The sequence below is a fragment of the Microcoleus sp. B6-A1 genome (assembly GCF_036705085.1).
In the GTDB taxonomy this organism is placed as follows: Bacteria; Cyanobacteriota; Cyanobacteriia; order Cyanobacteriales; family Microcoleaceae; genus Microcoleus.
Genome location: NZ_JAUBTU010000014.1, coordinates 70,130 through 81,845, shown reverse-complemented (window position 1 = coordinate 81,845; position 11,716 = coordinate 70,130). Strand labels below are relative to the sequence as shown.

Annotated in this window: 8 protein-coding genes; 5 read left to right on the top strand and 3 right to left on the bottom strand. The window is 47.5% G+C overall.

Annotation, left to right across the window (positions count from 1 at the left end):
• Window positions 1-95 precede the first annotated feature (95 nt).
• Window positions 96-1,241 carry a 7,8-didemethyl-8-hydroxy-5-deazariboflavin synthase subunit CofH gene (gene cofH, locus QUB11_RS07345; RefSeq protein WP_333390171.1) on the top strand — a complete coding sequence of 382 codons (1,146 nt, stop codon included), beginning with the start codon at window positions 96-98 and terminating at the stop codon, window positions 1,239-1,241.
• A gap of 44 nt (window positions 1,242-1,285) precedes the next feature.
• Here cofH and QUB11_RS07340 read toward each other — a convergent pair whose 3' ends face one another.
• Window positions 1,286-1,948 carry a Uma2 family endonuclease gene (locus QUB11_RS07340; RefSeq protein ID WP_333390169.1) on the bottom strand — a complete coding sequence of 221 codons (663 nt, stop codon included), beginning with the start codon at window positions 1,946-1,948 and terminating at the stop codon, window positions 1,286-1,288.
• A gap of 165 nt (window positions 1,949-2,113) precedes the next feature.
• Window positions 2,114-2,461 carry a hypothetical protein gene (locus QUB11_RS07335; RefSeq protein WP_333390167.1) on the bottom strand — a complete coding sequence of 116 codons (348 nt, stop codon included), beginning with the start codon at window positions 2,459-2,461 and terminating at the stop codon, window positions 2,114-2,116.
• 131 nt (window positions 2,462-2,592) lie between these two features.
• On the opposite strand from QUB11_RS07335, the gene QUB11_RS07330 reads away from it, so the two are divergent.
• Window positions 2,593-2,835 carry a helix-turn-helix domain-containing protein gene (locus QUB11_RS07330; RefSeq protein ID WP_190745066.1) on the top strand — a complete coding sequence of 81 codons (243 nt, stop codon included), beginning with the start codon at window positions 2,593-2,595 and terminating at the stop codon, window positions 2,833-2,835.
• Window positions 2,836-3,183: 348 nt separating this feature from the next.
• On the opposite strand, the gene QUB11_RS07325 is transcribed toward QUB11_RS07330, so the two are convergent.
• Window positions 3,184-4,422: an LL-diaminopimelate aminotransferase gene (locus tag QUB11_RS07325; protein ID WP_333390165.1), complete on the bottom strand. Its 1,239-nt coding sequence runs from the start codon at window positions 4,420-4,422 to the stop codon at window positions 3,184-3,186.
• Between the two features lie 214 nt (window positions 4,423-4,636).
• On the opposite strand from QUB11_RS07325, the gene QUB11_RS07320 reads away from it, so the two are divergent.
• The 3 genes from QUB11_RS07320 to QUB11_RS07310 form a co-directional block, all read left to right on the top strand.
• Complete coding sequence (locus QUB11_RS07320; protein ID WP_333390163.1) at window positions 4,637-5,728, top strand: hypothetical protein; 1,092 nt, start codon at window positions 4,637-4,639, stop codon at window positions 5,726-5,728.
• A gap of 428 nt (window positions 5,729-6,156) precedes the next feature.
• The gene (locus QUB11_RS07315) at window positions 6,157-7,896 is read left to right on the top strand and encodes a DUF3352 domain-containing protein (RefSeq protein ID WP_333390161.1); all 1,740 of its coding nucleotides are present in this window, start codon (window positions 6,157-6,159) and stop codon (window positions 7,894-7,896) included.
• 1,364 nt (window positions 7,897-9,260) lie between these two features.
• Window positions 9,261-11,716 (top strand): two-partner secretion domain-containing protein (locus QUB11_RS07310; protein WP_333390176.1); only part of this gene is annotated, 2,456 nt, incomplete at its 3' end.

Below are 11,716 nucleotides of genomic sequence, written 5' to 3'. Positions count from 1 at the left end.
GATTTTAGAAGATCGTTCCTCCATAATTGATTAGTTAAAATATAAAAACGCCTTAATTCCAGGCAGCAATTCAGTAGCTTAGCTAAAAAAAAACTGTGGATGCAATTCTCGATCGAGCTTTACAAGGTTATAACATTTCTTCTGCAGAGGCATTGGTACTTTTGCAGCAAACAGAGCCAGACGCGCGAGCTTCTATCCAAACAACCGCTGATTTGCTCCGCCGCCGACAATCAGGGGATACTGTCACCTACGTTATCAATCGGAATATTAACTTTACTAACATTTGCGAGCAGCATTGCAGTTTTTGTGCATTCCGCCGCGACGAGAAAGATGAGGGCGCTTTTTGGTTAGACGCAGCTCAAATTCAGGAAAAGGCAACTGATGCAGTGCAGCGGGGTGCGACGGAAATTTGTATGCAGGGGGGCCTAAACCTTCAAGCTAAGCTGAACGGCGCATTTTTACCTTATTATCTGCAATTGGTGAAAACTATTAAGGATAAGTTTCCTCAGTTGCACTTGCACGCTTTTTCGCCCCAAGAAATAGAATTTATTGCCAGAGGAGATAATCTTAGTTTCAGCTATGTAATTTCGGCTTTGCGGGATGCGGGAGTTGGTTCGATGCCGGGAACTGCGGCGGAAGTTCTCGACGATTCTGTGCGACGGGTGATTTGCCCGGAAAAACTAAATTCTGCAACTTGGCTAGAAATTGTGGGAACTGCTCACAGTTTGGGTTTACCGACAACGAGTACGATGCTTTGCGGGCATATTGAGACGGCAGGGCAGCAGGTTTTGCATTTAGAAAAAGTGCGATCGCTCCAACAAACTGCGATCGACCAAAACTATGGGGCACGCATTACAGAATTTATTTTACTACCCTTTGTCGGAAAAGAAGCACCGGCACCTTTGCGGAGTCGAGTCGGCCGCGACCAACCAATTTTAGCAGATACATTGTTACTCACCGCAGTATCGAGAATCTTCTTAGGCAATTTAATTTCCAATCACCAGCCGAGTTGGGTAAAATTAGGTTTAGATGGAGCTACAGAAGCGCTGAAATGGGGCTGCAACGACATCGGCGGTACATTGATGGAAGAGCACATTACTACAATGGCCGGTGCGGTTGGCGGCAGTTGTCAGTCTGTTGAAGATTTGCAAAATGCGATTAGTTCTTTGGGGCGGAGTTATCAGCAAAGAGATACAATTTATCGACCTTTAGGGGTTGACAATTTGGCAGTAAGTGTGTGATTTTTTGGATGCGAAGTGCGAAGTGCGTAACCTATCCTACGAGTTTAGCCGTTAGCGAAGCCCTCGGAGAGGATCGCACTTTCCAATTCTTCTAGCGCTTGACAACTTCCCACCTGTAAAGCACGTTCCACTGTAGCAGGAATCATCTGGGCGATCGCGATTTCTGGAAAATTCGGACTCATATCGGATTCTACATACTCTCCATCTTGCAGCAAATAAATGAGAAGTCTGCCGCTGTCGTAAACCCACACTTCTGGAACTCCAATAATTTTATAGGCATCGATCTTAGTTTTAGAAGTAACATCCGTCTCAATTGCTAAATCCGGCGGCGGAGCGTCGGGTTGCAGTCTGCGGCAGCCGATCATCCGTTGATAATTTAGAATGTAAAAGCAAGCATCAGGTTCAACTCCTGCTGCACCTTCCTGTTTGAAAGTAGTAGAACCAAAGGGTTCATATCTTCTGCCCGCTGACTTGAGTAAAATTTTTACAATATCGGAAATTAAATCTTTCGGAATTTCCCGATCTAGTAAGGGAACCATGATTTCTAAGGTACTGTTGCTGTAGGCAATTCTGGTTCTTCGTTTTTCCCCTAATTCCTGCAAAATAGACTCAAATTCCAGCCAAGTTATATTGGGAATAGTTATGACACTACCGGGAGAAAGCGTTATTTGGCTAACGGGTATTAGGACGGGGGTGATAACAATCATAAGCTGAATTGCGAGCTAGTTGTTAAGTTTGTGCCAAGGGCAGGCAGGATGCCTACCCCACAAGAGTTTTTGGATATATCTGTTGAGTTTAGCACGGGCAACGAGAAGAGATTCCCGATCGCACTTTTGACCCAATTCTAGAAAGATCGATCGCACATTTAGACTTCATTGCAGGCGGATTAATTTCACTAACAGACTCATGATTTCTCCCTGATCGGGTGTAATAATGATGCGATTGTCGGGAATGGCGATGGGATGAGTCCAGCGAACAGCTTCCTCGTAGCGCAATGCGTGCAGTTGGTGGATAGTTCGGCGTACCCCCAGCGGCGAACCGATGATGACGTGACGGACTGCTTCGCGATCGCCCTCAAAGGTTTGGTTGGTTAAAACATTGGGCGATGTTTGGTTGGATGATGAATCTTGCAACATAGCTTTGACCAATAATTTTGGATAGGTTTGATGCTTTGTAACGGTAAAACCGCGTACAATAACAACTTGAAGAAAAGACAGCAATTCCCCTACAGCACAAGTGGCTTAGCTGGTGCTGTCTAATCTTTCTTAGGCTAAATCTAAATTAATTTAGGGTAGATGTCAAGCATTTTAGGCAAAACCCAAATATCTTAATATAACTTAACAAATAGCCTATGGAAACCTCAGAAAGAGCCGATCGATCGCCCCTAATGCGACTGAGAGTTCAGCGGTTTATGACTCAAAAGCAGCTAGCAGAAGCACTTGGCGTTACGGAAGCGACGGTAAGCAACTGGGAAGCTGGGCGATCAGTACCGAAGCTAACGCCTGTTCAATACAAGAAGTTGCTAGAGATTCTGCAAATTACCTCTGCTGAATTACCAGACCAATTTGGTTTTCCTAGCGATGCTGATGGATAGAAAATGGAATATTATAATTGAGGCTTTTTATTTAAACGAACTATCATACAATGTTTTGAAAAAAGGCCTGTTCCACAACACATCAATTTCTTGTGGGGTGGGCCGAAAAGCCCGCCCAAAGCAACAGGCAAGATGCCTGTTCCACAACCTATCAATTTCTTGTGGGGTGGGCCGAAAAGCCCGCCCAAAGCAACAGGCAAGATGCCTGTTCCACAACACATCAAATTTCTTGTGGGGTGGGCATCTTACCCGCCCAAAGAAACAGGCAAGATGCCTGTTCCACAACATATTAATTTCTTGTGGGGTGGGCCGAAAAGCCCGCCCCAAAAAGAATTATCTCTCGCCCTTTTACACCTTAAACTTCTCCACAATCCGTCTCATCGCTTCCTCGACATTCTCCCGACTATTAAACGCCGAAATGCGGAAATAACCCTCACCCGCCGCACCAAAACCAGAACCGGGTGTTCCCACCACATTGCAAGTTTCCAGCAACTTCTGAAAGAAATCCCAACTCGACAAACCGTGAGGCGTTTTTACCCACACATAAGGTGCATTTTCGCCACCAAAAACCTCGATTCCTGCGGCTGTCAATTTCTCGCGAATAATCGCAGCATTTTCCATGTAAAAATTGACTAATGCCTGAATTTGTGCTTTGCCAGCCTCAGAATAAACCGCCTCAGCACCGCGCTGCACGATGTAAGAAACGCCGTTAAATTTAGTAGATTGGCGGCGGTTCCACAACTTCCAAATTTCGACATCGGAACCATCTGCTGCTTTTCCAGTCAAAGTCTTCGGTACAACTGTCAGCGCACAGCGAGTACCTGTGAAACCAGCATTCTTTGAGAAGGAACGAAATTCGATCGCACAATCCCGCGCGCCTTCAATTTCGTAGATAGAATGCGGTAAACTCGGATCGGTAATATACGCTTCGTAAGCCGCATCGAAGAAAATAATCGAACCGTTAGCTTTAGCATAATTTACCCAAGCTTGCAAGTGTTCCTTAGTTGCAGTTGCCCCCGTCGGGTTATTCGGGAAACACAAGTAAATTAAATCGACTTTTTTGTCAGTGGGAATTTGGGCAGTAAAATTGTTTTCCGCTGTAATTGGCAGGTAAACTAAGCCGCCGTATTCGCCATTTTCGTTCGCATCTCCCGTGTGTCCAGCCATCACGTTAGTGTCTACATACACCGGATACACTGGATCGGTAACTGCGATCGTGTTATTGTTGCCAAAAATATCGAGAATATTGCCGCAATCGCACTTAGAACCATCAGAAATAAAGATTTCCGAAGCATCAACATCGCATCCCCGCGACTTGAAATCGTGCTCGGCAATTTTCTCCCGCAGCCACTCATAACCTTGTTCCGGGCCGTATCCTTTAAAGGTATCCCGCGAACCCATTTCTTCCACCGCCGCCACCATCGCCTCCCGACAAGCAGCCGGTAGCGGTTCAGTCACGTCGCCAATCCCCAGCCGGATGATGGGCGCTTCGGGATTCGCCTCTGCATAGGCTTTCACCCTGCGCCCAATTTCGGGAAACAGGTAGCCAGCTTTGAGTTTGAGGTAGTTGTCGTTGATAGTTGCCATAGTTCGATCGCTACAGAATGTCGTAGAATAGCTTACTGCTAATTGGCAGTTGACTGTTGACTGTTGACTGCTAACTGTTGACTGTTGACCGAAAAGCCCTAGGATTCATCCGTGAGAATCATCCTAAAATTTAAAACCTAAAATCGGCAGGATACTTGACCAAAAAATCAAACTATCTTGTATAATCAGAATAGCGTGCAGTGCAGAAGCAATTATGGATGAGATCGAGTATGCCAAACTCTATCAGGAACTGGCGGCAATTCTGAATGAGTTTAATTTGGGTTGGGTAGTTCAACAAGTAGCGGATACTGTAGAGATAGGTAAAGTAATTGAAGAGCGATCGCTCAAAAGAAAAACACCTCTGCTCAAGATAGAAGATTATACCGCAAAAGAACAACTTTTGCTGTTAATTAATGCTGTCGAGCAAGCGACTGTGAACACTTCCGAAATGGAAGACGAAATTGCTTATTTTTTGAAAGTAGAATCAGAAACCTCTCCCCTCGGCACAAAAATTACATTTGCCAATTCAGGTGCAGAAACAGCCCAAACAATCGAGTTTACTTCCAGCGTCACCGCCCCCCGTCACAAACAGGCGATCGCCCTCAAGCACTTGCTCGAAAAACTGCCTTCCGGGCCCAGCAACTACGCCATCAATTCCGAAATAAAAAGCAAATTAAAAAGCTCGATCGATCCCGAATTTAACACAGCGGCAGAACAAGCCAGAATTTTTGACACTTACCTCTTCACTATTCTACTAAAAGCAGTTGCTAATGAAGGCGGTACTATTTATTACAACAATGTTTTAGACGACGAAACACCGAAATATTTAACATTTAGAAAAACAGCGGGAAAAATCCACGGCACTGCACATCCATACACTCATGCTGTTGTGGAATTTCCCGACAAACCAGCCCTGGAAGTTCACCTAGGAGTAAAAGTCCAAGGTAGAGCCGGAGTTCTGCACAACTGTAACATTTTAATTTTGTACCAAAAAGAAGCAAATATCTGTCGCTTGCTCAACCGCGAACCCCGACACTCGCAGGTAATTTTAGCGGTAAAGTCGGAACACAGCACCTCGGAACTAAAACTAGAAATGGCCGGTGCTTTTATCGGCTTAGCGTCAGATATTCGCTACGAAGGCGGCAGCTATTTCATTTCTAACAGTTACTCGCAACCCGTAGCAAAACTGCTAACTACTGCTCGAAAAAAATGGGAACTCAACATTTTTCCGAGAGCCACAAACGATGTGCACCGACTGATGTACTCGTTTCAAACTATCTTTAAAGACTTTAAGGCTCGAAACTGATTCAATTAATCAGGACTAATACCAATTTAATGTGAAGTTGCACATATCTCGATCCCCCTAAATCCCCCTTAAGAAGGGGAGTAGGGGTTGACTTTGAGCGGAGTCTTGTCCCCCCCTTTGTAGGGGCCGTGCGACCCCTACTCCCCGTGCCCGCCCTCTTGGCTAGGGGGGATCGGATTCTACGGGGCCTCATAAAAAATTGGTATAAGGCCAACTGTCACAAAAGCCTTGCTACATTTTTTGTGTTAGGTTTCGTTTCACGAGCCTAACCTACTGTCAGATGAAAAAAAAACAGTTTTTCTGGTTGTTCCCGGAGGGGTAAATTCGAGTTTCCTAAATTTGCCCGGTTAAATGTATCTGCTAATGTATCTGCTACATGAGCCAAGAAAATAATCTATCATGTTGCGAGCACCCGAACCTTACGAATAATGTTTAAGAAAGATAAATCTTCCCTGCTGTTTACGATCGGATCCGCCACACTTCTGATCGGTTTAGGCTTTGTCACCTACTACCTCGTCATTTCCCGTGGGCCCGCCAAAGATTTGCCGCCGGGGGCAACCGTTGTCCCGCAAGATACGATGATGGCCCTATCCATCAGCACCGATGAATCCCAGTGGAATAAACTGCGAGAGTTTGGCACGCCGGAGTCAAAAGCTTCGTTTGAGAGGTTTTTAAGCGAAATGCGCGATCGCCTCCTCACAAGCAACGGCTACGCCTACCAGCAAGACATTCAACCCTGGGTGGGTAACACAGCAATGGTAGCCTTTCTCCGCAACAAAATAGCTATACCAGCCCCCCCGCCCGCACCCAATGCGCCCCCGTCTCCGCCAATTCAACAGTCAGTGGCAATTATCCTGCCAATTGCCAACCCGATCAAAGCCCAAGAATTATTAGCAAAACCCAGAACCCTCAGCCAAGGAAAAATAGTTGAGCGTAATTATAAAGGCGTGCAAGTCACAGAAACTCAAGGAGTACCCGATCGCAATTTCTCAGTCGCGGTACTCGGCACAAGGTATCTAGCAGTCACCACGGATCCTAGCGCTACAGACAGAATAATCGACACCTACAAAGGCGAACCTTCCCTAGCCAAAACCCCTGGCTATGGAGACGCCATAGACAAAATAAAAAGTCCGGGCGCCTTCGGTCAAATCTACGTCAATATGCCCGTTGCCGCCGCCTATGCCGCCGCCAACTCAGCCCGTGAAATTTCGCCAGAAAGCCTCGAAAAACTGCAACAAAATCAAGGATTTGCCACCACAGCGACGCTGGAGGCTGAAGGAATTGGATTCAAATCAGTCTCTTGGCTAAAACCAGATTCTACCAGAAGGATAGCAGTAGAAAACAATGCTCTAAAAATGGTTAACCGCCTGCCAAACAATACAATAATGATGGTATCCGGCGGCAACTTGCAGCGTTTGTGGCAAGACTACGTATTAGGAGCCGAGGCAAACCCGATTTCCCCGATTAATCCCCAAGTTTTACGCACAGGTTTAAAATCTACTACCGGCATGGATTTAGATAAAGACTTGATGAACTGGATGGCGGGAGAATTTTCTATATCATTAATACCAGCCCCCGCGCAGAATCCCAGAGACAAATTTGCGGCCGGATTTGTATTTATGGTGGAAACAAACAACCAGGGCGCTGCGAACAAATCCCTGAAACAGCTTGATGAAACGATGAAAACTAAAGGGTTTAGAGTGGAGGAAATTCAAGTCGGCGGCAAACCGGCGATTAAATGGACATCGCCGTTTGGAGGGATTACGGTAACTCGCGGCTGGATGAACAATGTAGCGTTTATGACAGTAGGAGCTCCCGTGGTTGATGCGATCGTTCCGGCACCGAAAAGTCCGCTTTTAAGCAGCGAACTGTTCCAGAAAACTGTACGATCGGAACTTAAGCCTCACAACGGCAATTTCTTCATCGACACCGAGACGGCGTTTAACCCGAAAAACCTCGCTTTACCGGAGTTTCCTCTCAGCCAAAAAATGTGGATTGACGCCACGCGGTCGATCGGCGTTACAGCGGCCGTCATTGGCGATCGTACCACCCGTTATGACGCTTTTGTCGGTCTCAAAAAATCCACCCAATCCACTCCTTCTGCAAAGCCTTCACCGCGCCCAGCTTCTCCCAGTCCCTCGCCCACTGTCCAAACTTCACCCAATTAACTCTTAAATCCTTCCACAAATCCGCCTGCACACCCCCTTAAACACAAACAGGGCGATCGATTAAAACCGAAAAACAGGCGATCGAAATCGGCAATAGTGGACTTGACTACAAGAGGGAAATAGAGCCGGATTTAAGTTGTTTTACTTCACAAAAAGTCACACAAAAAAAACCAAAAACCCGGTTTTTTCTTTAAATAAACCGGGTTTCTGAACACCCTAAGAATTTGGCTTACTGAAGAATAATTCAGAATTCACAATCCAGAATCCATTCTGGATTCTGTGCGACAGGATGGAGAATCCAGGTTTAAAGCCCCCGATTTTAATCGTGGATCACAAAAAATTCTTTCCGTGACCGTTAACCCTCACTTCAGGCATGGGGGATTCTGAATTCAGAATTCTGTCTTCTGACAATCAAGCATCCAGGATACCCGCCACGTGATTCATCCGTCCAGAAATAAAAAACCTGTATCCCATGAAACTTGCCGAACGTATTTATCTCGCGCAAGTCAATGCTTCAATCCTAAAATCTAAAATCTAAAATCTAAAATCGATTGACTCCTTCTCATTTCTTCTTTCCATAATTTTAATTTTTGGCAAGTGTAGAGGATTTTTTGTTGTGTATAAAATATTTTGGGATGTTTCCGGGTCAGTCTTGGAGGCAGAAACCTAGTTTTTGAACCCCTATACTTCCTTCATACTATCAATAATAGTTAAAAAAGCGGGTTTCTAGGAGTCGGAGGGCCTCTAAGAAGGCCGTTGTTGTTATTTTTTATTAATATGTCATGCGGAAGATACAGAGCCTAGGCATTTCGAGTTATATTTAGATTGTGGAAAAGATACGCTGAGACAATTGCCAAAGCAGAGGCCAATTCTACCTATTGAGTCCTGAATGCACTTGCAGTCAGAAACCCGGTTGCTTCATAAATATAGCGTCTTCAACCGTTCCGAAAAACCTATTCAGATATTGGCATTCCTAGTCAGCACCTGTACAACATCGGAACGTGCAGTCAAGCGTCTTAACTGACTACGTTCATCCATGACACCGTGATGTAAACGCCAGCCTTATGCACTGTCGAAGGCGATTAAGGAACGAGTGAACAGGTTTATAGCCAAGCGTATCGCTTTCCTAACAAGGGAACGTGAACATTTACCAGGCAAGCCTTACTTAGTAATAAAAGTGACAGAATAGCTCACAAATACCCCTCGGCAAATGAGGGGTAGATTTCCAATCTTCTACGCAAATTGACCAGACATAGCACGGATGTGCAGATACTTAGCGACACAGCCGTCAATCAAGTTTTTTCTACAAAGTTGGTTTCTTTACCTAATTTCTGTGATTTATATATTTTACCCATTAAAAACCTATGAAAACCGCCAAAAATATTCAAAAAACGTCGAAATTCCTCTCTAAAGAAAGAATAAGCAAACTGGCACTTTCTCTGCCAATTATCTTAATAAATCTTTACTTATTGCAAGCAAAAGCCGAAGGTCAAACGATTGTGCCAGCGGCGGACGCAACGGGCACTACCGTCACTCCCGCAGCCCAAAACGGAACTCCTGGCCAGCCAAGTCGCTTCGATATTCAAGGCGGACAATTATCGAGCGATCGACAAAATCTTTTCCACAGCTTTACAGAATTCGGCTTGTCGGAAAATCAGATTGCCAACTTTATATCAAACCCGAACATTCGCAACATTTTAGCGGGAATAGGCGGTGGCAACCCCTCGATTATTAACGGCTTAATTCAAGTAACCGGCGGCAATTCTAACTTGTTTCTAATGAATCCATCCGGCATCATATTTGGCAACAGTGCCAGCTTAAACGTGCCGGCTTCTTTCACAGCAACCACCGCCACCGCTATTGGATTTGGTTCAAACTCGTTTAACGCTGTCGGTAGTAGCACTTACACATCTCTGACAGGCGTGCCCAATTCCTTTGCTTTTGGGGCCGATCGAGCAGGGGCAATTATCAACACAGCCGACTTAGCAGTCAAATCAGGGCAGAACTTAACCTTGCTAGGTGGCACCGTTGTCAGCACAGGCAGCCTTTCGGCCCCAGACGGTCAACTTACCGTAGCATCAGTCTCCGGGACAAATTTAGTGCGCGTCAGCCAGCGAGGCAATTTGCTGAGTTTGGAAATCGAGCCCCCCTCAGCGACGAGCCCAGGAACAGCGCCAACAGCTTCGACATTCTCGATCGCAACCTTGCCCGAACTGCTCACAGGCATCGGTGAAACGAACGCTACAGGCCTCAGCGTCAATGCCAACGGTGAAGTGGTACTCACGGCCTCTAACCGAGCCGTAGCTGCGGGGGACGTGGCACTAAAAGATGCAAACGCTCGGGCGATCGAAATTCAAGCAGCCAACAGCATTGCAGTCAGCGGAAACCTGACAAGTTCCCAAGGTGGCCCAATCGCCCTAGAAGCTAGTGGTGATATTAGCACTGTCGATATCAACTCCAACTCCGACACCACCGCAGGCGGCAACATCACCGTCACCAGCCGTACAGGAAAAGTAGAAACAGGCAATATCAACGCAGGATCGATCGACAAAAACAGCAACGCCGGAGACGTTAGTATTGCAGCACCCTCAAGCAGCATTCAAACAGGGTTCATAGACGCCAACTCCGAAGAAAAACAAGGTGGCGAAGTCACCCTCAACGGCCGCGACGACATCGAAGTAACCCATATCAACACCGAAGGCCTAACAGGCGGAGGAGAGATTGATATTACAGCCGGCGGTAATTTCCGAGCGACAGGCACTTTCACAAACGATAACAACTGCTTGTCGCAAGCTTGCAGCATTTCCGCATCCACGAATGGTAGCGCCAATGGTGGAGATATCACCATTCGCCACGGTGGGGAAGCCTCGAACACTCTTTTCAGCGTCGGGGCCGACTATAACAAACTCAACGGTACTGCTGGCAGCATTGCCACCGGCGGTCCAAAGAAGGAAAATGTGATTACACAGGGAAGTTATTTCAGCCCCGACCCTCAGATAGTACAGCCGACCCAAATTAACATTACCGCTTCTTCAGTATCGCCAGCACCAACACCAGCACCCGCACCAGCACCTGAACCAGCACCTGAACCAGCACCTGAACCAGCACCAGCACCCGCACCTGAACCAGCGCCCGCACCCGCGCCTGAACCAGCGCCCGCACCCGCGCCTGAACCAGCGCCCGCACCAGCACCTGAACCAGCGCCCGCACCAGCACCTGAACCAGCACCAGCACCAGCACCAGCGCCAGCACCAGCACCAGCACCAGCGCCAGCACCAGCACCAGCACCAGCACCCGCACCCGCACCAGCACCAGCACCAGCACCAGCACCCGCGCCGACTCCCCCGCAAGCATCCCTACCAGCACCAGCGCCCGCACCAGCACCAGCGCCCGCACCCGCACCAGCACCAGCACCTGAACCAGCGCCCGCACCCGCACCAGCACCAGCACCAGCGCCCGCACCAGCACCAGCACCAGCGCCCGCACCAGCACCCGCACCAGCACCAGCACCAGCACCAGCACCCGCACCCGCACCAGCACCAGCACCAGCACCAGCACCAGCACCAACACCAGCACCAGCACCAGCACCAGCACCAGCACCAACACCAACACCAGCACCAGCACCAGCACCAGCACCAGCACCCGCGCCTGAACCAGCACCAGCACCAGCACCAGCGCCGGTATCAAATTTGCCACCAGCACCGATAATTACTCAAAATCCAGCACCGGTATCAAATGTGCCGATCGCACCGACAATTACTCAAAATCCAGCGCCGGTATCAAATGTGCCGATCGCACCGATAATTACTCAAAATCCAGC

Coding starts and splice junctions, on each gene's coding strand:
- QUB11_RS07315 (WP_333390161.1), top strand. CDS start 6,157: ATGTTTAAGAAAGATAAATCTTCCCTGCTGTTTACGATCGGATCCGCC.
- QUB11_RS07325 (WP_333390165.1), bottom strand. CDS start 4,422: ATGGCAACTATCAACGACAACTACCTCAAACTCAAAGCTGGCTACCTG.
- QUB11_RS07320 (WP_333390163.1), top strand. CDS start 4,637: ATGGATGAGATCGAGTATGCCAAACTCTATCAGGAACTGGCGGCAATT.
- QUB11_RS07340 (WP_333390169.1), bottom strand. CDS start 1,948: ATGATTGTTATCACCCCCGTCCTAATACCCGTTAGCCAAATAACGCTT.
- QUB11_RS07330 (WP_190745066.1), top strand. CDS start 2,593: ATGGAAACCTCAGAAAGAGCCGATCGATCGCCCCTAATGCGACTGAGA.